This window comes from Streptomyces sp. NPDC000594 (assembly GCF_040299965.1).
GTDB lineage: Bacteria > Actinomycetota > Actinomycetes > Streptomycetales > Streptomycetaceae > Streptomyces.
The window spans coordinates 483,460-506,397 of record NZ_JBEPCY010000001.1; the positions used below are offsets into that span (position 1 = coordinate 483,460).

At 74.4% G+C, this 22,938-nt stretch carries 15 protein-coding genes; 8 read left to right on the forward strand and 7 right to left on the reverse strand.

Annotated features, from left to right (window positions below; genetic code table 11):
- Positions 1-222 precede the first annotated feature (222 nt).
- Positions 223-2,838: an MXAN_6230/SCO0854 family RING domain-containing protein gene (locus ABT354_RS01710; protein WP_351487497.1), complete on the forward strand. Its 2,616-nt coding sequence runs from the start codon at positions 223-225 to the stop codon at positions 2,836-2,838.
- A 13-nt stretch (positions 2,839-2,851) separates the two neighbouring features.
- On the opposite strand, the gene ABT354_RS01715 is transcribed toward ABT354_RS01710, so the two are convergent.
- Positions 2,852-3,943, reverse strand: a complete 1,092-nt coding sequence (locus ABT354_RS01715; RefSeq protein ID WP_351487500.1) for an esterase/lipase family protein — start codon at positions 3,941-3,943, stop codon at positions 2,852-2,854.
- A 248-nt stretch (positions 3,944-4,191) separates the two neighbouring features.
- Between ABT354_RS01715 and ABT354_RS01720 the strand changes: the two genes are divergently transcribed.
- On the forward strand, positions 4,192-4,659 hold the full coding sequence (locus ABT354_RS01720; RefSeq protein WP_351487503.1) for a hypothetical protein: 468 nt from the start codon (positions 4,192-4,194) through the stop codon (positions 4,657-4,659).
- A gap of 165 nt (positions 4,660-4,824) precedes the next feature.
- On the opposite strand, the gene ABT354_RS01725 is transcribed toward ABT354_RS01720, so the two are convergent.
- The 3 genes from ABT354_RS01725 to ABT354_RS01735 all read right to left on the reverse strand — a co-directional run bounded on the left by ABT354_RS01725 (position 4,825) and on the right by ABT354_RS01735 (position 8,643).
- Entirely contained in the window at positions 4,825-6,708 is a 1,884-nt protein-coding gene (locus ABT354_RS01725) for a hypothetical protein (RefSeq protein WP_351487505.1), read from the reverse strand.
- Positions 6,709-6,854: 146 nt separating this feature from the next.
- On the reverse strand, positions 6,855-7,637 hold the full coding sequence (locus ABT354_RS01730; RefSeq protein ID WP_351487508.1) for an Atu4866 domain-containing protein: 783 nt from the start codon (positions 7,635-7,637) through the stop codon (positions 6,855-6,857).
- Positions 7,638-7,785: 148 nt separating this feature from the next.
- Positions 7,786-8,643: a helix-turn-helix domain-containing protein gene (locus ABT354_RS01735; protein ID WP_351487511.1), complete on the reverse strand. Its 858-nt coding sequence runs from the start codon at positions 8,641-8,643 to the stop codon at positions 7,786-7,788.
- A 226-nt stretch (positions 8,644-8,869) separates the two neighbouring features.
- Here ABT354_RS01735 and ABT354_RS01740 point away from each other — a divergent pair, with 226 nt between their 5' ends.
- The 4 genes from ABT354_RS01740 (at position 8,870) to ABT354_RS01755 (ending at position 16,872) form a co-directional block, all read left to right on the forward strand.
- Positions 8,870-10,258 (forward strand): amidohydrolase family protein, encoded by a 1,389-nt coding sequence (locus ABT354_RS01740; RefSeq protein ID WP_351487514.1) that lies wholly within the window; start codon positions 8,870-8,872, stop codon positions 10,256-10,258.
- Positions 10,259-10,412: 154 nt separating this feature from the next.
- A complete protein-coding gene (locus ABT354_RS01745) occupies positions 10,413-13,244 on the forward strand; it encodes an ATP-binding protein (RefSeq protein WP_351487517.1) in 2,832 nt (943 codons plus the stop codon).
- A gap of 141 nt (positions 13,245-13,385) precedes the next feature.
- Positions 13,386-16,316 carry an AAA family ATPase gene (locus ABT354_RS01750; RefSeq protein WP_351487520.1) on the forward strand — a complete coding sequence of 977 codons (2,931 nt, stop codon included), beginning with the start codon at positions 13,386-13,388 and terminating at the stop codon, positions 16,314-16,316.
- Positions 16,317-16,407: 91 nt separating this feature from the next.
- Positions 16,408-16,872 carry a MarR family winged helix-turn-helix transcriptional regulator gene (locus ABT354_RS01755; protein WP_351487522.1) on the forward strand — a complete coding sequence of 155 codons (465 nt, stop codon included), beginning with the start codon at positions 16,408-16,410 and terminating at the stop codon, positions 16,870-16,872.
- Between the two features lie 159 nt (positions 16,873-17,031).
- Here the strand turns inward: ABT354_RS01755 and ABT354_RS01760 are convergent, their stop codons facing one another.
- The 3 genes from ABT354_RS01760 to ABT354_RS01770 form a co-directional block, all read right to left on the reverse strand.
- Positions 17,032-17,580 carry an NADPH-dependent F420 reductase gene (locus ABT354_RS01760; protein WP_351487525.1) on the reverse strand — a complete coding sequence of 183 codons (549 nt, stop codon included), beginning with the start codon at positions 17,578-17,580 and terminating at the stop codon, positions 17,032-17,034.
- A gap of 81 nt (positions 17,581-17,661) precedes the next feature.
- Positions 17,662-18,315 carry a hydrolase gene (locus ABT354_RS01765; protein WP_351487528.1) on the reverse strand — a complete coding sequence of 218 codons (654 nt, stop codon included), beginning with the start codon at positions 18,313-18,315 and terminating at the stop codon, positions 17,662-17,664.
- 165 nt (positions 18,316-18,480) lie between these two features.
- A complete protein-coding gene (locus tag ABT354_RS01770; RefSeq protein ID WP_351487531.1) occupies positions 18,481-19,260 on the reverse strand; it encodes an SDR family oxidoreductase in 780 nt (259 codons plus the stop codon).
- Between the two features lie 254 nt (positions 19,261-19,514).
- On the opposite strand from ABT354_RS01770, the gene ABT354_RS01775 reads away from it, so the two are divergent.
- Positions 19,515-20,372 carry a TetR/AcrR family transcriptional regulator gene (locus tag ABT354_RS01775; RefSeq protein ID WP_351487534.1) on the forward strand — a complete coding sequence of 286 codons (858 nt, stop codon included), beginning with the start codon at positions 19,515-19,517 and terminating at the stop codon, positions 20,370-20,372.
- A gap of 31 nt (positions 20,373-20,403) precedes the next feature.
- Positions 20,404-22,935: a PEP/pyruvate-binding domain-containing protein gene (locus ABT354_RS01780; RefSeq protein WP_351487537.1), complete on the forward strand. Its 2,532-nt coding sequence runs from the start codon at positions 20,404-20,406 to the stop codon at positions 22,933-22,935.
- The last annotated feature ends 3 nt before the right edge of the window (positions 22,936-22,938 follow it).

Genomic DNA, 22,938 nt, shown 5'->3' on the forward strand with positions numbered 1-22,938 from the left:
GCTGCTACTGTCGGCGGCGCGGGGCGGCTCCCCGGCGGGCTTCCTTCTGACTTCCTTTTCGCGAGGAAAACCACTTCAGCGCGCCGAATTTCCGCCCCGCACCCTGATCCTGTGCCGGGGGACCTTGTGCCCGGGACCTGGTGGCCGTCCCCTCGTGCCCGGGACTCTATGTCCGGGGCCTGGTGTCCGGCCCCATGACGACGCACGGAGTTGAGGAGCACGGTGGGCAGGTCCACGAAGGGCGGTCGGCGTACCCTCGCCGAGGTGCTGCTCGCCCGGCGCGGCGCCGTCTACACACCCGAAGGGACCGCACCGGTCTCCGGGGGAGCCCCGCCCGTCCCCGCCGGCCTGGGCATCCCGCTGCTGGAGACGGACCTCCTCGACCGGGGCTTTCTGCTGGCACCCGGACTCCGCCGGGCGCTGGGGGCGCTCGACACCACCACCCTCGCCGGCGAGGGCACCGCCCTGCTGGCCGCCGTGGACTCCGCGCTCGGCGCCGACCGCGACCACACCCCGCTCTTCCGCGACTTCCCGCACAGCACCCCCCACGACACCGACGCCTTCTACGTCGACCGGGTCCTGACCCTGCTCCTCCAGGCCCCCGAACAGCCCTGTGTGCTCTGCGGCACCGACGGCACCGTGCGGCCGGTCCGGCCCTGCGCCCATCTGGTCTGCGGGGCCTGCTTCGACGGCGCCGACCTCTCGGCCTGCCCGGTCTGCCACCGCCGGATCGACGCCGACAGCCCCTTTCTGCGGCCCTCCCGCCCCCGGCCCGCAGCCGCCCCCGACCGGGCGCTCCCGGCCCGTACCCGGATCCTCGCCCACGGCGGCGGCCCCGCCGCCCGCGCCGCCGACGCGGCGGCGGAACTCGCCGCCCTGCTCGCCCGCCCGAACGCCCTCGGCCCCCAGGACACCGACGACCTCGCCGTGCTGCTCGACGAGGCCGGGGACCGCGCCGACACCTCATGGCTGCCCGGGGAGATACCCGGCCGGGAGACCAAGGCCCGGCTGCTGGCCTGGCTCCTCCACGACCCCGGGCACCACACCACGACCGTCCCCGCGGCGGTACGCCTGATCACCACGGCCACCGATGTCCTGCGGCTGCTCGTGGTGGGCTCCGGCGGCGACCCCGGCCTGACCGAACCGCCCCGCTTCGGCCCCGTACCGCGCCCGCTGCGCCGCGCCCTCCTCGGGGCCCTCGACGCGCTCGACCCCGTTCTCCTGACCGAGGACCTGCTGCGGCACCCGAAGGCATGGCTGCACGCCGCCGAGCGGCTCCACCCCTTCGAGAAAGCCGGCCGCCATCCACGTACCGCCCTCGGCTTCGCCGTGCTCCGGGGACTCCGCCTCACCGACGACGCGCTCTCCCGTACCCTGCGCGACACGGCCCGGGGACTCCCGCACATCGACGCCTCCGGCGACCGGGTGACGGTACGGTCCTGGACCGCCCGGGTCGAGGCGGCCGTCGCCGCCGCCGATGTCACCACCGCCCTCGATCTGCTCGCCCGGCGGCCGGGCGAACTGCTGCGCCGCCTCGACCATCTGCTGCGGCTGACGACGGACGGACCGGCCGCCGAGGCCGTGACGACCGTCCTGGAGAAGGCCGTCCCCGGGGCCGCTCCGGCCGTCCTCGTCTCCGCACTCGGCGCGCTCCGCGCCCGCCACCGCGGTGAGGGCGCCGCCGGGGAACGGGTGTTCTTCCCCAAGGGCGCGGCCGCGAAGCCGCACATCGAACCCGAGCGGCGCGACCCGCTGCCCCCCGGGGCCGCCGCCCGGGCCGTGGAGATCCTCGACGGCGAGGTGCTCCGGCGCGCCGGTGAACTGCCCCGGGCGGCCGTCGCCGTGGTGGACACCGCCCTCGCCGGTCTGATCGCGCCCTTCGGCGAGCGCACCGCCTCCCGCGCCCTGCACACCCTGCCGCGCGGCAGCGAACTCCCCCTGCCGGACGGCCGTACGGTACGGCTCTTCCTGCACTGGATGGACAACCCCGGCCCCGACGGCGACGATCTGGACCTCTCCGCCGCCCTCTTCGACGCCGCGTGGCGGCACCTGGGCACCTGCGACTACACCAACCTCCGGTACGGGACGGACGCCGCGGTCCACTCCGGCGACCTGACCAGCGCACCGCCTCCCGCCGGCGCCTCCGAGTTCATCGACCTCGACCTGGACCGGCTGGACCGGGCGGGCGTGCGCCACCTGGTCGTCGCGGTCTTCTCGTACAGCGACACCCCGTTCACGGAACTGCCCGAGGCCTTCGCCGGGCTGATGGTCCGTGACGGTCCGGGCGGCAGCGGACCGGTCTTCGACCCGCGCCAGGTCGAGCAGCGCTTCGATCTGACCAGCCCGGCCCGCGCCTCGGTGCCCCTGGTGATCGATGTGGCCGCCCGCACCCTGCGCTGGCTCGATGTGGTGCGCGGCGTCACCGGCACCCGCCACGCCGTGCACCGCCATGTGAACCATCTGACCACCCTCGGCCGGTCGCTCACCGGCCTGTTCGCCTCGGGCGCCCGGGTCGGGCTGCTCGAACTCGCCGTCCGCCACGCGGCGGCCCGCGCCCGCACCGTGGTGCTCCGGCACCCGGACGGCACGGCCACCGTCTATCGCCGCCGGGACACCGAGGACGCCGGGGCCTTCGCCGGCCGGATCGGCACACCGGACGACGACCCCGGGCCCGTGTCCGGCGCCGACGGACCCCAGCTGGGGTATCTCCTCCACGGCGACGCGGACCTCCCGGCGGGCAGCGAGGTGTACGCCCTGTACCCCGGCGCCCTGGACGCCCGCACGGTGCGCCTGCTCACCGCGTCGGACCTGGTGACCTCACTGGCCCCGGCCCCGTAGCCCGCGCCGCCGTTCACCCCGAGGCGTACGCGCGCAGGGGCGGTTCACGGTGGCCGCGCGGGGCCTCGGCGAGGGCCTTCGCCGCCGCCGGGGCCACTACGGTCGTCGCATGGGCGACTTCGAGGAGGCCGACTCCGGGGAGGTACGGATCGCCGAGACAGGCACCGGGCGGAAGGCGCCGGGGGTCGGCGGGGCCGGGGTGGCCCAGCGCGTCCTGGGCCAGCCGGAAGACCACCGAGTCGTAGACCAGGCCGATATGGGTCACCAGCCGGATGCCGCACACCTCCTGGACACCGATATTGCGCGCCCCCTCCTTCACCGCCGTCCGGTGCGGGGTGGCGACCATGTCGTCACGGGTGTGGATCGAGGTGTAGTCCACGTTCCCGGGGGTCTCGTCACCGGAGTTCAGCGCGGTGAGGAAGGCCGATCCCCGGGTCATCTGGTGTGCCGCCGCCGCACAGGGCAGGGTGCACAGCAGATCACCGGCGGAGGTGCCGTGCTCGGGCGTGCCGAGGCTGACCACGTCGTCCACCATCCCCCGCAGCCCCGGCCACCAGGTCAGCCCCCAGCGGATCTGGAGGCCGCCCTGGCTGTGCGCGATGACATCGGTCCTGCGGCCGGTGGCGGTGTGCAGCGCGGCGGCGGCGTGGACGACGTACTCGGCGGACTCCTGGATGTCCCCGGTCGACCGGTCCGGCAGATCGACGGTGCAGACGTCGTACCCCCGGTCCCGGAGCGCGGGGGCGTAGTTCCAGCCCCAGTTGAGATCGGCGTCCACCCCCGTGCCATGGACGAGGAGGACGGGCTCGCGCCGGGAGCGCGGGAAGTCCGCCGGGCAGTCCAGGGCCGCGGCCAGCCGCTCCGGCGGTGTCCTCAGCGGCGGGCCCTCGACCGTGACCCCGCCGGCCCATCGCGCGGGCTGCGCCGTCGCGGGCTGGACGGGGGTGGAGACGGTGGCCGTGAGAAGGAGCGCGCCGAGTACGCCGGAGAGACCGAGGAGGCGGCGGAAGCGGCGGGCGCGCCCCGGCCGTCGCCTGGGCTCCTGGGCTCCCTGAGTTCCGTGTGCTCCCTGTGTTTCCTGGGGAAGCGCTTCGTGGGGGTGCATGAGGGCTCCTTCCGCCCGGTGGTCCGGTGCTCCGGTGGTGGGGAGCCGCATCTCACCCGGGTACGGGCCGGTCTCGTCGGGAGTGCGCACCGTGCGGGGCCACCTCCGCTGGCCATGGGGTCCATAGGTTAGTGGCACTTCACTTGCTGGTCCATGGGCTCAGGAAAAAGCCGATGATAACTTCACAGAAATAGATGGATCCGATTCACTTGGGCCGGAGTTGACGCACCTTCGGGGAGGGAGCCGCGATGCCGTTGCGAGGACGGACCGGGACGGACGTACCAGGGGACGGGGAAGGCCCGGAGGATGCCGCGCGCCGTGCGGTGGGGGCGCCCTGCGGGGAACTCGCCGAGTTCTACCGTTTGATCGACACCGTCCTGGCCGCCTGCCGGGACTTCCACGGCGCCCTGGAGCGCGTGGAGGACTCCCTGGGGGAGCTGCGCGCCACCCGCCGGCCGGGCCCGCCGCCCGCAGTGCTCGGCGGCGGGTCCGCCCATACGGCGTGGACGGATCTCTCCGTCGCGTTCCGCGCCCTGAACGGCGCCCTGGCCGATGCCCGGGGGGAGGGCTACCGGGCCGCCGTCGACGACGGCGGCCTCACCCTCACCGAGCTGGCCCGGGTCTCCGGCCGCTCCCGCCAGCAGGTCACCCGGCTGGTGAACAGGGGCCGTGACGCCCAGCGGGCCGGTCCGGGGCGCCCCGCCCCCGGCCGCTGACCGATGCCCGCCCCCGGTGGCCGACCGGAGCCCGGCCCCGCCCACCGGCCATGACGGCCATGACGGCCATGACGGCCTGACGGCCTGACGGGCGGGCAGACAGGGCAGGCAGGGCGGACGGGGCCGGATCATCCGGCGCGGACGGGCCGGGTCGGGGCGCGGCGGTCAGAAACCGGTGACCCCGGCGCCGGCCGCGGCCTCCCGCGCGTCCCTGGGCAGCCGGGTGTCCAGCGGTGCCCGCTTCGCCCCCGGAGTCAGCCGGTTCAACTCCCAGCCGCCGCGGTCCCTGGCGGTCGCCCGCAGATTCCAGGACGAGGCCATGCCCGCGTACAGGAACCCCTTGTCCTCGAAGGGCAGGAAGACCCGCACCCCGTGCTGGGAGCGGTTGCCGAAGCCGTTCAGCGTCTCGGCCACGGCCGGCCGGGCCGGGTCGTCCATCCGCCAGACGTCCCCACCGCCGAGGGTGGCCTTCAGCGACGGGCCCACCACCGACTCCAGCTGCTTCTTCACCGTCCGCGACAGCCCGTTGTTGACCGCGGTGAAGTGCGAACCCGGGGTGATCAGCCCACTGCCGTCGAAGGTGGCCATGTACAGCCGGTCCTGGAAGACCGTGAAGGTCCAGGCGTACGAGTTGGCGACATTGCCGTTGAAGCCCGACGGGCCGAACTTCGGCTTCTGCCCCAGCAGATTGGGCTTGGCGCTCCACCGCTTGGTGTTCGGATCGAAGACCGGCAGCTTCTCCTCCCCGTACAGCAGGGTGGTCCGCTGCTTCTCGGTGCCCGGGTCGCTGATCCGGAAGAGCGTGGCCGGGCGGCTCGCCGAGATCATGTCCCGCTTGCGCAGGGTGTCGCCCTTGGGCTGCCCGTACGCCTTCCACAGGGTCTGGACCGCGCCCACCGACGCCTGGTTGTAGCTGCCGACGTACAGCTCGCCCCGCCACTCCGTGAGCGCGCCCCAGGCGACGCCCTTGCCGAGGACCGGGTCCGGGTCGTACGCGTCCCAGGAGAAGATCGGCCGCCAGGCCGCCGCGCCGTCGAAGGTGAGCCCCGACGACGGGATCGGCGGGCTCATCCAGACCTTCGCGGGGCCGCCGCTGACGGCGCCCCGCTCACCGGGGAGCTGCGTTCCCCAGCCGGAGGCGACCAGCCGGTCCTCGAAGGTGGTGAGATAGCCGGGGTCGTTCTCCAGCTGGGCGACGACCTCGAAGGCGAACGGGTTCTCCTTGTCACCGGTCCAGCGCAGCACCCGGCCGCCGTTGACCCCGGGCGCGCGGCCCGCCAGATAGAGATTGCCGTCCGGGGCCACCACCCCGCCGCGCGCGCTGACCAGGTCGGTGTAGTTCCTGGAGCCGAGGAAGGTGCCGGTGCTGCCCTCGAAGGCGAACATCGACAGACTCTGGCCCACGGCCTGGCCCTCGTTCACCGACTGTCCGAAGAGGAAGACCACGTCGTCGTGGGCGGCGGCACCGCGCAGCCCCAGGGTGCGCTTGATCAGCGGGTCCGAGGCCGGTGTCAGATCCTCCACCTTCTGGGTGTCGGCGTTGACGCGCAGCACCTGGGGGGTGCGGGCGTCACCGTAGATCCCGCCCAGCGCCCCGGCGTTGGTGCCCTTGCCGAACTCGCACACATCCGCGTTCTTCACGAGGTAGGGCGTGGTGTCGCCGGAGTAGGTGGAGGAGGCGTTGCAGGTGATGTTGGAGAGCGTGCCGAAGTAGGCGTGGTCACCGGAGCGTGCCGCGCTCCAGACATAGGCGCCGTTGATCTTCGGCTGGAAGCCCGACGGGCAGACCCCGCCCTGCGGTTGCGGGCGCGGGCCGCCGATGGACCGGAAGCACTCGTCCACCTGGGCGCGGGCCGTCTGCCGTACGTCGAGGACCGGCCCTCGGTGGGCCGCGGCTGCGGCGGAGGCGGGCCCGGGCTCCTTCGGTACGGTGGGCGCCGCCATGGCGCCGGTCTGCGGCGCGACAAGCGCCGCGAGGGCGGTCGCGCCCGTGGCCAGCAGCGCCAGACGGCGGCTGCGGGACGGTCGGCCGGTTCTGGACAGTCTCATGTCAGGGGCACCTCTGTGTCGTCGTCCGCTCGCTTCTGGGACACGACCGAGCATCGGGGCGCACGCTGGGGGTGCGTCAACGCCCTTCGCCCGGGGCCCGTGCCCTTCCCCGGGCCTCCGCGTCCTTCGCCGGGGCCCCTTCCGGATCACCCGGCCCGGGTGAAGCGATAGCCGGCGTGCCGGAGGACGCTGTCCCGGAATGTGCCGAAGGCCCAGAAGCCCAGGTCGTCCAGGTAGGTGATGCGCGAGCCGTCGATCCAGTAGCGCCCCCGATAGGCGCTCCGCCGCTCTCCGCGTGCCTCGTCGTACCGCCCGTCGGGCAGGAGTTCCTGCCGGACGAAGTCGTTCTCGTCGACCCACAGACCGGTGTACGGGTGGTCGGTGGTGTGGGAGGGGGCCGGGGGATCCGTCGCGTCGGAGGGGGCTCCGGGAGCGGTGCCGTCCGGGGTACGGCCGTTCCGGAGCCGGACCCGGCCGCCGATGAACAGCAGGTCCAGCCGGGCGCCCTGGGCCGGAAAGGCTCCCGGCGGTGCCGCCGCCGGCTCGTCGGCGATCCGCAGGACGGCGATGTCCGCGGGCGCCCCGGGGGTGAGGGCGGCGACCGGGCCGGGCGCGGTGAAGTCGACGGCGGCGGGCAGGACGACCGTGCCCGAGCAGTCGATGACGATCATGTTGTCGTCCTCGGCCGCCGTCAGCAGGCCCGGGCCCACCCCGACGATCACCGATCCGCCGATGAGGACATCGGCTCTCGCCCAGCCGCCCATCAAGGGGTCGGCGGTGATGACGCTGCCGCCGGTCAGGAGCAGCGGACGCCCCTGGATGCCCTGGAGTACGGCCGGGGTGGGACGGTCCGGGGTGGCGTCCGTGCGGGCGGGGTCCGTGCGGGCGGGGTCGGTGCGGGCGGGGTCGGTGCGGGCGGCGTGGTCCATGGCGACCTGCTTTCATCGGCTCGGGTGAGTGGCCGCCCGGCCGTGGTGCGGTACGCGGGTACCCGGCCGGACCCTGTCACCTTCGCCGGGGCCGGACTCCCCTTCCAGGCCCCGGTCTTCCTGGGTGCGCCGCACCCTCCCTGACGCCCTACGGCGCGCTCCCGGGGTCGGCGGACGGAACCACCGGCCCGTCGGCCGGGGCGCTCAGCGCGGTGAACGCCTCGGCGGTCGCGGTGGCCGGCTCGGCCTGGTAGACGATCAGTTGCTGATGGGGGGCGCCGTTCACGGTGAAGGCGGAGAACTGGATGTGCAGATCGCCCACGGCCGGGTGCTTGAGGTGCTTGCCCTCCTGGGACTTGCTCCGCACCTGGTGCCGCGGCCAGAGCACGGCGAACTCCTCGCTCCCCGCCGTCAGCTCCGCCACCACCTCCGCGATCGGGACCGACTCGGGATCATGGCCGTAGGCGGCCCGGATCTCGGCCACACAGGCATGTGCCGCCCGCTCCCACTCCTGGTAGAAGTCGCGGCCCGCCGGATCCAGGAACACCATCCGCGCCAGATTGTCGAACGCGTCGAACCCGGAGTGGAGCGCCACGGCCAGGGAGTTGGCGGCCAGCACATCCAGGGCGGGCCCCAGCACGAAGGCGGGGGAGCGGTGCCATCCGTCCATCAGCCGCACCAGCTGCGGGCTCACCTCCTGATGGGCCCTGCCATGGCGTGGACGCCGTACCGGGGCGAGGCAGAGCCGGTGCAGATGGTCGCAGGCCTCCGCGTCCAGCCGGAGGGTCCGGGCGATGGCGTCGAGCACCTGGGGCGAGGGGCTGCTCTCGCGCCCCTGCTCCAGCCGGATGTAGTAGTCGGAGCTGACCCCGGAGAGCAGGGCCACCTCCTCGCGCCGCAGCCCCGGAACACGCCGCCGGCCGTGTGCGGGCAGCCCCACATCGCCCGGTGCGAGAGCCCCGCGACGGGCTCTGAGGAAGTCACCCAGGGGTGTTCCATGGCTCATCCGGCCAGCGTAGACCGACGACGGGGAGCACCGTACGTCGAGAAAGCGCCTTCCTGGGTGTGGGGCACCCAGGAGGACCACGGCCTGGTTCGGGCCCGGGTCCGGGCCGACGCTGTGGACACCGGCGCGGCCGGACCCGGCTCTCCCGCCCCGGCCCGTACCGCCTCCCCGGCCCCCGTACCGCCCCCGTACCGCCCCCCTGCCCCGTCGTCCGATCGGAGCTCCCATGTATGCCGACACCACCGCCCGACCGGAGCTGCTCGCCCGGCTGTGCGCTCCCGACCCCCGCCGCAGAACGCTGCTGACCGGCGCGACCGTCGTCACGATGGACCCCCGGACGGGCATCCTGCCCCGGGGCGATCTCCTGATCGACGGCAGCCGCATCGCCGCCGTGGGACCCGGTCTCCTGGCCCGGGGCGCGGCCACCGACGCCGTGGTGGTCGATGTGAGCGGCTGCGTCCTGACGCCCGGCTTTGTGGACACCCACCGCCATGCCTGGCAGGCCCAACTGCGCCGGGTGATGCCCGATGTCGACGACCTCGGCACCTATGTACGCGCCACGCTCCTCGGCCACGCCCCCCGGTACCGGCCGCACGACATGTACATCGGGACCAGGCTGGCGGCGCTGACCGCGCTGGACGCCGGCATCACGACGATGCTCGACTTCTCCCACAACTCCCGTACCGCCGCCCACTCCGACAGCGCCGTCCGGGCCCTGCTCGACACCGGGATCCGCGGGGTGCACGCGGCGATGGGGCCGCACTTCGGGGAGTGGGACCGGCAGTGGCCCGCGGATCTCGCCCGGCTGCGGGACCGGTACCGGGACGATCTGCTGACCTTCCGCCTCGCCGCGCTCGCGACCGAGGAGATCGCCGGCCCGCAGCTTGCCTACGGCCCCGCCCTCGCCCGTACCGCACGTGAACTGGGGGTGGGCGTGAGCGTCGACGCCGTCTTCGGCCTTCCGTCGTCCCGGGCCGTCCTGGAGTGGGAACGCCAGGGGCTGCTGGGCCCCGACCTCACCCTCATCCATGCCACCGGCCTGACCCCCGAGGCCTGGCGCGCGGTGGGGGAGACCGGCACCACCGTCGCGCTGGCCCCGACGTCCGACGCCCAGATCGGCCTGGAGACCGCCGTTCCGGCCGTGGACGAGGCGCTGGGCGCGGGGGTACGGCCAGGGCTGAGCATCGATGTGGAAGTGGCCCTGGCCGGCGATATGTTCACCCAGATGCGCGCCCTGCACACCCTTCAGCGGATGCGGGCCGTCAACGCCGCCTACGGCACCGGGCGGGAGCCCTCCCGTATCCGTACCCATGACGTCCTCGACTTCGCCACCGCACAGGGCGCGCGGACCAACGGCCTCGCGGACGTGACCGGTTCGCTCACGGTGGGCAAACAGGCGGACCTGCTGGTGATCAGGGCGGAGGACATCAACAACATGCCGCTGAACGACCCGGTCGGGACCGTCGTCCTCGGCTCGGACGCCCGCAATATCGACACCGTGTTCGTCGCCGGGCGGATCCGCAAGTGGGACGGCCGGCTCCTCGGCGTCGACCTGCCCGCGCTGCGTGCGGAGGTCCACGCCTCGCGGGACCACATCCTGGGGACGGACGGCTGAAGTCCTCGGTCGCCTCCGCCGCGCGACGGCGCGGACACCGGCACCCGCCGGGACACCGGTACCCGCACCCGCCCGGACACCGGTGTACGTACCAGACCGGCCATGGGCGCGGCCTGTCCGGGCCACGGAGGCCGATCCCGCACAGAATGGAGCGATGCCCCTGTCTCCCCCCGGTCCTGAGCGACCCCGTCTCCTCGGGCGGCAGCGCGAGCGCGCCGCCCTGGACACCCTGCTCGAAGAACTCGCCGCCGGTCGCGGCGGTGCCACGGTGATCTGCGGCGAGGCCGGGATCGGCAAGTCCGCCCTGCTGGAGTACGCGCGCTCCGCCCCCGGGCCGCGCGTTCTGCGGGCCGAGGGGGCCGAGTTCGAGACCGACTTCGCCTTCGCCGCACTCCACCAGCTCTGCGGACCCGTCCTCCCCGGGCTCGCCGCCCTGCCGGCCCCTCAGCGGGCGGAGCTGGAGACCGCCTTCGGCCTGCGGGACGGCGACACCCCCGACCGCTTCCGGGTCGGTCTCGCCCTCCTCCATCTGCTGTCGAACGCCGCGGGGAGCACCCCATTGCTCTGCACCGTGGACGATGCCCAGTGGCTCGACCCGACCTCGGCACAGGCGCTCGCCTTCGCCGCGCGCCGGGTGCGGGACGAGCCGATCGCGCTGGTCATCGCGGTACGGGACCCGGCGACCCGCCCCGAGTTACGGGGCCTGCCGCGCCTGGCGCTGACCGGGCTGGCCGAGGCGGACGCCCGGAGCCTCCTCATGGCCCGGATCAGGGCACCCCTCGACATCCGGGTACGGGAACGGGTTCTCGCCGAGGCCCGGGGCAACCCGCTCGCCCTGCTCGAACTGCCCGGCGCGGGCGGACTCGCCGGGGGATTCGCCCGCCCCGACGCCTCCGCCGCACCGGCCGTGATCGAGTCGACCTTCCGGGCCAGACTGGCCGGACTCCCGGACCGTACCCGGACCCTGCTGCTGATGGCCGCCGCCGAACCCACCGGCAACCCCGCACTGCTGATGCGGGCCGCGGCCGGACGGGACCTCGGCACCGGCGACGCCCGCCCCGCCGAGGAGGCCGGACTGGTCACCTTCGGGACCTGGGTGCGCTTCCGCCACCCCCTCGTACGCTCCGCGGTCTATCGCTCCGCCTCCCCGGAGCAGCGACGCGCGGCACACCGGGCACTGGCCGATGCCCTCGCCCCGGCGGGCGACGGCGACAGCGGGCAGGAGAGCGACGGCGGGCAGGAGAGCGACGGCGACCGCGCGGCCTGGCACCGGGCCCAGGCCGCCGTCGGACCCGACGGGGACATCGCCGACGCGATGCACCGCTCGGCCGCCCGCGCACGGGCCCGAGGGGGATCCGCCGCGGCGGCGGTCTTCCTCGCCGAGGCGGCCCGGCTGACCCCCCGGCCGGGCCCGCGCGCCGAGCGGGCGCTGGCCGCAGCGGCGGCGAAACATGAGGCCGGAGCCCTCGACGAGGCCCTCGGACTGCTCTCCGTGGCCCGTACCGGACCCCTGGGACCCCTTGCGCGGGCCCAGGCCCTGACCCTGAGCGCCAGGATCGCCTTCGACCGGAACCGGGACGACGCGGCGGTCGCCCAACTCCTCGACGCCTCCCGCGCCCTGGCCGGGGTCGACCGCCCGGCGGCCCGCGAGACCCTGCTCGACACCCTCGCCGCCGCCGTCTTCGTCGGCCGGTTCGCCCACTCGGTCCGGATGTCCGAGGTGGCCGGGGCCGCCCGGGAGATGCTCGGTGACGACACCCCCGTACGCCCGCTGGATCTGCTCCTGGACGCGCTGACCACCCAGACCACCCAGGGTTTCGCGGCGGCGGTCCCGCTGCTGCGCGCCGTGGTACGGGTGTACGGGGAACAGGGCGACGGCGGCCGGCCCGCCACGGGTGAACTGTGGCTCGCCTGCTGCGCCGCCATGGACCTCTGGGAGGACACCGCGTGGATCTCCCTGGCCGGACGCCAGCTGGCGGACTCCCGGGCGGCGGGCGCGCTGACCGTGCTGCCCGTGGCGCTGAGCTACCGGGCGCTCGCCCATATCCACACCGGCGAGTTCGACGACGCCGCCACCCTCGTCGCGGAGGCCTATGCCATCGCCGACGAGGTCGGCGCCCCGGGCCTGGAGTACGTCGAGGTGACCGTGGCCGCGTGGCGGGGGGAGGAGAGACGGACCCTGGAGCTGGCGGAACGGGCCAGGGCCGGTGCCGAGGAACGGGGCGAGGGCCGGCTCGTCACCGCGGTCGAGTACGCCCAGGCGGTCCTCTTCAACGGCCTCGGGCGCTACGACGCCGCCCTGGAGGTCCTGCACCCCGCCTGCCTCCTGGACGAGCTGGGATTCCACGCCTGGCTCCTCACCGAGTTCCTGGAGGCCGCGGCCCGTACCGGGGAACGGGAACGGGCCGCACCGCTGCTCCGGCGGCTGCTGGAACGCACGGAGAGCACCGGAACCGACTGGGCGAGGGGCGTTGCCCTGCGCGGCCGGGCCCTGCTGACGGACGGCCCCGAGGCCGAGGAGTGGTACCGGGAGGCGATCGTCCGGCTCGACCGCACCGAGGGCGCGGTGCACGCGGCCCGCGCCCGCCTGGTCTACGGCGAATGGCTGCGGCGTGCGGGACGCCGTCTGGAGGCCCGGACCCTGCTGCGCGCCGCGCACGGGAGTTTCCGGGCGATGGGGGCCGGGGCCTTCGCGGCCCGTGCCGCCCGCGAGCTGGACAGTACGGGGGAGCACCCCCGGAGCCGTCGGGTCCCGGCCCCGGTCGGGCTGACGGCGCAGGAGTTCCGGATCGCCCGTCTGGTCGCCACCGGGGCCACCTCGAAGGAGGTCGGGACCCAGCTCTTTCTGAGCCCCAGGACCATCGACGCCCATCTGAGGAACATCTTCCGCAAGCTCGGCATCACCTCGCGCAGACAGCTCCGGCGGCTTCCGCTGCACCGTGATGACCTCCACGGCGACGGCTCCCCGGTCGACCGGAGCGGCTGAACGGCCCCGCATTATTGTTGACGTGTCCTCAAACGTGGGAGGGTGGGTGCGGCACCCGTGCCGCAGGGGTGGGGTCCGCCCATGGCCCTGCGCGGCCGGGGTCCGCCGACGGCGGCCGCAGCGGAGGAGGGGGACACCCACATGCCCGCACAGGGAGGGACACCCGAACCGCCTCCGGGGATACCGGGGATACCGGGGCCACCGGGGGCAACGGGAACACCCGGGAGCCCGGGGCTCGTCGGCCGGCGGCGGGAGATCCGGCGGCTCCAGCGGATCGTCGACGACCTCGCCGCCGGACGCGGTGGAGCCCTGCTGCTCCTCGGCGACCAGGGCATCGGGAAGACCGCCCTGCTCGCATCGGTGCGGACCCCACCGGGGACGACCGTCCTGCGCACCGGCGGCGGGGAGCGGTACGGGCGGCGCGACCACGACGGGCTGCGCCGGCTGTGCGCTCCTCTGTCGGCCTCGGTCGCCGGACTGCCGAAGCCGCGACGCCGGGCCCTGGAGGCGGTGTTCCACCCGGGCGCCGACGGTGGACCGGACCCCTTCCTCGTGGCGGCGGCCACCCTGGCGCTGCTCTCCGAAGCCTCGGCCGAACGGCCCGTGCTGTGTGTCATCGATGACGCGCACGGGCTGGACCGGGCCTCCGTCCGGGCCCTCGCCTTCGCCGCCCGCAGGGCCGGTGACACCCGGGTCGCCTTTCTCCTCGCGGCCCGCCGGCCCGATGACGGGACCGATGACGGGACCGATGACCGGCCCGGCGACCCGCCCGGTGACCGGATCGGCGACGGGGCCGATGACCGGGTCGATCACCGGGCCGATGAACGGATCGGCGGTCGGAGCGAGCTGGCGAGCCTTCCCTCCCTGCTCCTCACCGGACTTCCGGAGCGGGACGCGCGGGGGCTCCTGGCGCGGGCCCCCGTCCCCCTGGACCGTTCCGTACGGGACCGGGTCATCGCCGAGGCCGGGGGCAACCCCCTCGCCCTCCTCGAACTCTCCCGGGCGGCGGGCCTCCCCGCCCCGGACATGCCTCCCGGACCACCCCTGGAGGCGCGGCTCCGCGGACGCATCACCGCCCTTCCCCCGGACACCCGGACGCTCCTGCTGGTGGCCGCCGCGGAGCCCACCGGCCACCCCCTGCACCTGTGGCGGGCCCTGCGGCACCTGGGCATCGGTACGGAGGCGGCGGCCCCCGCCGAAGAGGCCGCCCTCCTCCGGGTCGACCTGTGGATCCGCTTCGGCCACCCCCGTATACGCTCCCTCGTCTGGTACGGGGCCACACCCGCCGAACGCCGGACCGCCCACCGTGCCCTCGCGGCGGCGGCGGAGGCCGCCGAGGAGCCGGACCGCCGGCTCTGGCACCACGCCCAGTCGCTCCCGGGCCCGGACGAAGCCACGGCGGGGGCCCTGGAACGGTCCGCCGCACCGGAGCGGGCACCGGGCCGGGCCGCCGCCTTCCTCGAAGCGGCGGCCCGGCTCACCCCCGACGCCCGGGACCGTGCCGCGCGCATCCTGAGCGCCGCCGCGACCCGGCGCGACGCCGGGGCCCACGACGCGGCCGAACGGCTGCTGGCCCTCGCCCGCGCCGCCCCCCTCGACCAGCGGCTCACGGCCCGTGCCGAGGCCCTGCGGGCCCGGATGGCCCTGGACCGGGGCCGGTACGACACGGCGGCCGGACTCCTTGGGCGGGCGGCCGCGCTGATGTCGCCCGTGGACGCCGCCCTGGCCCGGGAGATCCAGCTGGACGCTGTGGCCGCCGCCGGGTGCGCGGGCCGTCTCGCGACCGGGCAGCCCGCGCCCGGCATTCCCCCGGCACCCGGCCCCCCGCGCCCGCTCGACCTGCTGCTGGACGCCCTCACCGAACGGGAACGCGCGGGTCTCACGGCCGCCGCCCCCGCGCTGCGACGCGCACTCCGCGCCTATCTCGACGGTCGGCACACCCACCCCTACGGCCCCGGAGAGGCATGGGCCCTGTGCGGCGCGGCGATCGATCTGTGGGACGAGTCCGCATGGCGCCGGCTCGCCGACCGCCAGCTGCGCAACGCCCGGCGCGCGGCCGCGCCGACCCTGCTGCCCGCCGCCCTGAGCCGGCGGGCCCTGGTCCATGTCCACGCGGGTGACCTCGGCACGGCGGCGGCGCTCCTCCGTGAGATCGGCGCACTGCCGGGCGGGACCACCGGCTGGGGTGTCTCCGCCGTACGGATCGTTCTCGCGGCCTGGCGGGGAGAGCGGGCCCGGACGGCGGAGCTGGCCGTCGCGGCCCGGCGCGACGCCTTCGCGCGCGGGGGCGGCGAACTCCTCACGGCCGTCGGGTACGCCCGGGCCCTGCTCTCCAACGGGCTCGGCCGCCCCGCCGACGCCGTACGGGCCTGGCGGACGGAGCGTCACCTCGACGAGAGCGGCCCGTACACCTGGGGCCTGGTCGAGCTGGTGGAAGCGGCGGCCCGCGCGGGAGAGCCCGACCTCGCCCATGCGGCGCTGGACGGGGTCCTCCACCGCACCCGGGCCTGCTCCACCGACTGGGCGCTCGGGGTGTGCCTGCGCTCCCGGGCGCTCCTCGGCGGCGGCGCCGAGGCGGGAGACCTCCATGAGGAGGCCGTACGGCGGCTCGATCGCGGCGAGGCGGCCCTCGACGCGGCCCGGGGCCGCCTTCTCTACGGCGCGTGGCTGCGGGCCGGCGGCTACCGGGCCGACGCACGGACACAACTGCACCGGGCCTATACGGTGTTCTCCGCCCGGGGCGCCACCGCCTTCGCCGCCCGTACCGCCCGGGAGCTGCGCGCGGCCGGGGAGCCCGCCCGCGCGCTCCGGCCCGGCCGGCCCGACCCCTCCGCCCTGACCCCGCAGGAACACCGGATCGCCCGGCTGGTGGCGACGGGCGCCACCTCCAGGGAAGTCGGGGCCGAGTTGAATCTGAGCCCCAGGACGGTCGAGGCCCATTTACGCGGCGTATTCAAGAAGATGGGAATTCTCTCCCGCCGCCAACTGCACGACAGGATTCCCCTGGACGGTGCCGGTCCATCCGTGAAGTCCGGGGACCGGCAGGAGTTCTGTGCGGGTGTCCGGGAATGAGGAAATCCCGCACCCGCCCATGCGAAAGGCGTGACAGTCGGGGCCGAATTCGCCTCCGATGGCCCGCCGGCCCTCTGCTACATTCCCCTCCATGGGAGAACCGCGATGGCTGGACGACCGGGAGGCACAGGTCTGGAAAATGTACCGGGACCTGCGCCGGGATCTCCAGAGCGCGCAGGACCGCCAGCTCCTGCGGGACTCCGGCCTCTCGGGCGCCGACTACGCCCTGCTCGTCCCCCTCTCCACCGCCCCCGACGGCCTGCTGAGGTCGAGGGAGCTGGGCCTGGAGGTCGGCTGGGAACGCAGCCGGCTGTCCCACCAGATCATCCGTATGGAGAAGCGGGGACTCGTCACCCGGGAGCCCTGCGTCGACGATGCCCGGGGCTCCATGGTGCGGCTGACCGCCGAGGGGCGGGCCGCGATCGAAGGCGCCGCACCCCTGCATGTGGAGACGGTCCGCCGGTGTTTCTTCGACCCCTTGACCCCCCGGGAGATCGAAACCCTGGGAATCCTGATGGGCAAAATGCTGGACGCGGTCGGCCGCGAACAGGGATGAGGAATCCGGCCGGGGCCGAGGGGCGCTTTTCCGGCGGCCCGCGAGAGGTTCCACAAGTCCCGTAAGTCCCGCCGATCCTGTCGTCTCTGTCATCCCTGTCGTCCCTGTTGATCCCGCCGACCCTGCCGATCCCGTGGGAATTCCCGGACCGGACCGGGATCACAGCTCGCCGGGGGGCGCGTACCGGGTGAAGAAGGGCCCCATGTGTGCGGCGATGGCCCGGGTGAGGCCGGAGCTGTCCTCCAGCAGCCGTGCGCCGGGGTCGAGATCGCCGATGAGGACGGGGTCGAGACCGGCGTCCCGGATGAGCTGTTCGGTGATGCCCCTGGCCTCCGGATCGCAGGCGAAGAGAGCGCTCGGCCCGACCCGCTGCGCCGGGATCCGCTCATAGGTGGTGGCGAAGACCGTGGAGAAGGACTTGGCGGTCGGGCCGCCGACGATCGACTTGATCTGATGGGAGAGCGAGGGGAACGAACCGTCCCGCTCCCGGTAGATGTTGGTGGCGTCGATGGTCGTCCGGCCGGAGAGGCCGGACACCCGGCCCAGCGCCTCGGCGATGGCCCGGCCGGGCACCGCCACCAGCACGGCGTCGGCGCCGGTGGCGTCCCCGCCGTCCCGCCCGAGCGCGGTGACCGTATGGCCCGCGTCGGTCCACAGCCGGGCGAGCCCGCCGCCGACCCGGCCCCGGCCGACCACAGTGATCCTCATCGTGCGACTCCTCAGGAGGTCTGTCCGCCGGCCGTGGGGCACAGGGCCCCGCTCACCGCCGGAAGCCGGGTGGCGGGCGGGTCACTTCCCGTCGAGGCCGAGCAGCTGGAGTTCCCAGGCCAGGCTGGTGCCGAAGACACCGCCGTGCTCCAGCAGGATCTCGGTCATGCCCGGTACGGTCGCCTCACGGGCCCAGTCCCGCTGCCACTCCCCGATGACCGTTCCGGAACAGGTCGGTATCACCCCGGCCTGGATCATGCGCTGGATGCCGCGCTCATGGGCCTCGACACTGGTGGCGCCCGAGGCGTCCGTCACCGCGAACACCCGGTAGCCGTCGGCGAGGGCGTGCACGGCGGGCCAGGCCAGACAGATGTCCGTCCAGAGCCCCGCCATGACGATGTCCCGGCGGCCCGTCGCGGCGACGGCGTCCACCACCCGCTGGTCCTCCCAGGTGTTGATCGCCGTACGGTCGATCGGGGTCTGGTCGGGGAACACCTCCTGGATCTGGGGGATGAGCCGGCCACCCCGGTCCGCCACGACGGTGGTCAGGACGGTCGGCACCTCGAAGAGTCTGGCCCCCTTGGCCAGCGCGGTCACATGGTTGACCACCAGGGTCGCGTCCATGCTGCGCATGCCCGCGAACTGGGCGCCCTGATGGTCGATCAGGAGGAGAACGGAGTTCTCCGGCGTGAGGAGCGCGTCGAGGCCGGTGTAGGTGATGCCCTGGGCTGCCATGGATTCTCCCGCTGGTCGTATCGGTCCGCGGCCGTGGTGCCGCCGCGTCCCGACCCTTCCACCGTGCCGCACCCGCTCGCGTCGGTGACAACCACCTAGGTGAGGTCCGGGACACGAAGGACACGCCCCGGCGCCGTTCGGGGCGGAGCGGGCGGGCCGCAGGCCTCAGATGACCTGGGCGGTGGGGAGGACGGTGACCTCGGTGAGATTGACATGGCGCGGCACGGCGGCCATGAAGGCGACGGTCTCGGCGATATCGGCGCCCTGGAGGACATCGATGCCATGGATGAGGTCCGCCATGAGCCGGGAGGCGTCCGGGTCGGTGACATGGTCGGGCAGTTCGGTGTCGACCATGCCGGGTTCCACGGTGGCCACCCGGACCATCCTCGGGCCGAGTTCGACCCGCAGCAGACGGGTGAGATGGCTGATGTAGGCCTTGGTCCCGGAGTAGACGGAGAACTTCTCCAGGATGCGGGTGGCGGCGATGGACGAGGTGTTGATCAGGTCGGCGGGCCCGCCCCGGGCGGCGGCTTCCGTGAGCTGGGGCAGAAAGGCGGCGATCACGTTCATGACGCCGGTGATGTTCAGGTCGATCTGACGCTGCCAGTCGTCCACCCGCAGTTCCTCGATACCGGAGACGAGCTGGACGCCGGCGTTGTTGAGGACGAGGTCGGCCCGGCCGTACCGGTCGGCGACCTCCCGGGCGGCCGCGGTGACCGCCTCGCGGTCGGTGACATCGACGGCGAGGGCGAGCGCCTTGCCGCCCGCCGCCCCGATACCGGCGGCGACGCTGTTCAGCCTCTCCTCGCGGCGGGCGAGGAGGACCACGGTGGCCCCCAGCCCGGCGAGGCGTTCGGCGGTGGCGGCACCGATCCCGCTGGAGGCGCCGGAGACGACGGCGACCCGGCCGGTGAGGGGGGTGCCGGTGAGCAGTGCGGCAGACATGGCGATGTCCTCTTCCGGTGTGTGGTTCCGATACGTGGTTCCGATGTGTTGTCCGATGGACCTCCGATGGGTCCATGACATGAGTCTGTGCGGCGGAGCGCCGGGAAAGAAGGCCGGCTCGTTCCTGGGAGTACCGCACCCAGCCAGGAACGGATGGGTGTCATCAGCAGGAAGTAGGGGACCGATCCCGCCGACCCCGGGCTCGCACGGCGGCCCCCTGGTGTGACACATGGATACGGGCTACCTTTATAGGTATGTCACGTTCGGATGGGCATCCGGTCCCGGACCATGTGGTCGCGGCGGCCCTGCGGGTCGCCGAGGCCCGCGGGGTGGACGCGGCCGATGTGCCGCTGCTGGCCGTCGCCCAGGAGGCGGGGATCTCCCGCAGCACCCTGGTACGCCGGCTCGGCGGCACCCGGCGGGCGCTGGACGAGGCCATCCGCGCGGCCGGGGTCGACCCCGGCGGCAGGCTTCCGGTCCATGACCGGGCGCTGGCCGCCGGAGCCGCTCTGATCAGCGAGAACGGACTGGCCTCCCTCTCCCTGGAACGGGTCGCCACCGCCGCGCGATGCTCCGTGCACAGCCTCTACGCCGTCTTCGGCGGCCGCGATGAACTCCTCCGGGCCATCTTCGAGCGCTACAGCCCCATCCTGGACATCGAGGCGGTCCTCGCCGACCCCCACCAGGGCTTCGAGGAGCGGGTCCATGCGATCCACCGGCTCTTCGCCGAGGCCCTCGGCCGTGAACCCCGGGTCGTCCCCGCCATGCTCGCCGAGGCACTGGCCCGCCCCGGCGACGAGGCCGTCCAGGCACTGGTACGCCATGCCTTCCCGCGCATGCTCGGCGCGGTCGGCCAGTGGCTGGCCGCCGAGGCCGCCGCCGGGCACATCCGTGATCTGCCCCCTCTTCTGCTCGCCCAGCAGTTCACCGGACCGCTGCTCACCCACTTCCTGCTGCGCCCCGCCGTGCGCGAGGTGCCCGGGGTGCGGCTGCCGCCGGCCGACGAGGTGTGCGCAGCCTTCGCCGACGCCTTCCTCCGCGCCGTCGCCCCCACCTCCGCCACTCCGCCGTCCGCCGCCGACCCGGTGGCGCGCCCGAACCGCTCCCCTTGAGCCAGGCGGGAGCCAGCCCCTGGAGGCCGGAATGCCGCTCGTCATCGATCTGCACGCCATCGACGCCACGATGGTGCCCCGCGTCGGGGGCAAGGCCGCGAACCTGGGCGAACTGCTGCGCGCGGGGCTCCCCGTACCCCCCGGCTTCTGTGTGACCACCGACGCCTACCGCACCGTGGCCACCCCCCACGCGCCGGCGGGCCTCGCCCCCGAGGCGGCCCGGCGGGCCCTGCTCGACACACCGGTGCCACCCCGGGTGCACCAGGAGATCCTCACCGCCTACCGCGCGCTCGGCGACGACGTCCCGGTCGCGGTCCGGTCCAGCGCCACCGCGGAGGATCTGCCGTTCGCGAGCTTCGCCGGCCAGCAGGACACCTGTCTCAACGTCATCGGCGCGGACGCCGTCGCCGACGCGGTCCGGCGCTGCTGGGCCTCGCTCTGGACCGACCGGGCCGTCGCCTACCGCGAGACCAACGGCATCGCCCATGACACGGTGAGCCTCGCCGTCGTCGTCCAGCGCATGGTCGGATCGGCCGTCTCCGGAGTGCTCTTCACCGCCGACCCGGTGACCGGCGACCGGGGACGGATGGTGATCGACGCGGCCCCCGGGCTCGGCGAGGCCGTCGTCTCCGGCGCCGTCAACCCCGATCACTTCGTCGTGGCGGGCGACACGATCGTGGAACGGCGCCCCGGGGACAAACGGGTCGCCGTCCGCCCCCTGCCCGGCGGCGGCACCGAACAGATCACCGCCGACGCGGACGAGGAGCCCTGTCTGACCGGGGACCAGATCCACCGGCTCGTCGCCCTCGGCGCGGCGGTGCGCGACCACTACGGCACCCCCCAGGACATCGAGTGGGCGATCGACACCGACGGAGTGCTCCAGCTGACCCAGGCCCGGCCCATCACCACCCTCTTCCCTGTACCGGAGAGGGAGGGCTTCCACGTCTACTTCTGCTTCAGCCTCGCCCAGGGCCTGGAGCGCCCGATCACCCCCGCCGGACGCGCCGCGTTCCGCGAGATCGCCCGTACCGTCAACGAGATCGTCATCGGCGACCCGGGCGCCACCGGCTACACCGAGGCGGGCGAGCGGATCTTCCTCGACCTGACCCGCGCACTGCGCGACCGGACCGGCCGGGCGTTCGTCCTGCGCCTGCTCGGCCTCATGGAGGCCCGGTCCGCCCGGACCCTCGCCGAACTCTGCGACCGGGACCCCCGTCTGAGCCTCGACCGCACCTCGGTCCGGCCCGCCGTCCGCCGCGCGTTCCGCCTCGCCCGGCGGTTCCACGTCCCGGCCACCGCCGTCCGCGCACTCGTCCGCCCCGAGGCCGCCGTACGGCACGCGCACCGGCTGGAGGCCGGGGTCGTGGCGGGGGCCCGCGCCACGACCGCCCGGGGCGCCCTGCGCGAGCGGATCGTCCCCGTCCTCCCGGCCGTCGCCCCCGCCGCACTCGTCGGATACGGGCTGCTCGCCCTCGTCGGCCGGATCGTCCGCACCGGGCCGGGGGAACTCCAGACCGTGCTCCGCGGACTGCCGCACAATGTCACCACCGAGATGGATCTGGCCCTGGAGGGCCTCGCGGACACCCTCCGCGCCGACCCCGCCGCCGCCCGCCTGTTCCAGGACCCGGACCTCAATGCTGCCGGGGCCGCCCACGCCTACCGGGACGGCCTGCTTCCGCCCGCCGCCCAGCAGGGCCTCGCCGCCTTCCTGGACCGCTGGGGCCACCGCGCCGTCGCCGAGATCGACATCGGCCTGCCCCGCTGGTCCGAGGACCCCTCGTACCTCATCGGCGTCCTCGGCAACCTGCTGCGCACCGAGGACCCGGCGGCCCGGCCCGACGCCGTCTTCGCCCGCGCCCGCGCCGACGCCGAGGCCATGGTCGAACGCCTCGCCCGGCGCGCCGGGCCCCGCGCCCCCCTGGTGCGGTTCGCGCTGCGCCGCACCCGGCTCCTCGCCGGCCTGCGCGAATATCCGAAGTACCTCGCCGTCCGGGTGCTGGCCGTGGTGCGCGAACGGATCGCCGAACGCGGGGCGCAACTCCACGCGGAGGGCCGGATCGACGACCCGCGGGATGTGTTCTTCCTGGACTTCACGGAGATGGAGACCGAGGGAGGGGATCTGCGCGGTACGGTCGCCCACCGCCGGGAGAGCTACGCCCGGGAGCTGCGCCGCCGCCCGGTCCCCCGGGTCCTGCTCTCGGACGGCACGGCCCCCGAGGAACACCGCCCGCCGGCCGCGCCCGGCTCCCTGACCGGCACTCCGGCCTCCGTCGGGACGGTCACCGCCCCGGCCCGGGTGATCATGGATCCGGTCGGCGCCCGGCTGGAACCGGGCGAGATCCTGGTGGCCCCTTCCACCGACCCGGGCTGGACACCCCTCTTCCTCACCGCCGGCGGTCTGGTGATGGAGATGGGCGGCGCCAACTCCCATGGGGCGGTGGTGGCGAGGGAGTACGGGATCCCCGCCGTGGTGGGCGTGCGGGGGGCGATGGACGCCATCCGGACGGGGGAGACCGTCACCGTGGACGGGGGCGCCGGGGTGGTGTCGGTGCGCCGCACCTGAGAC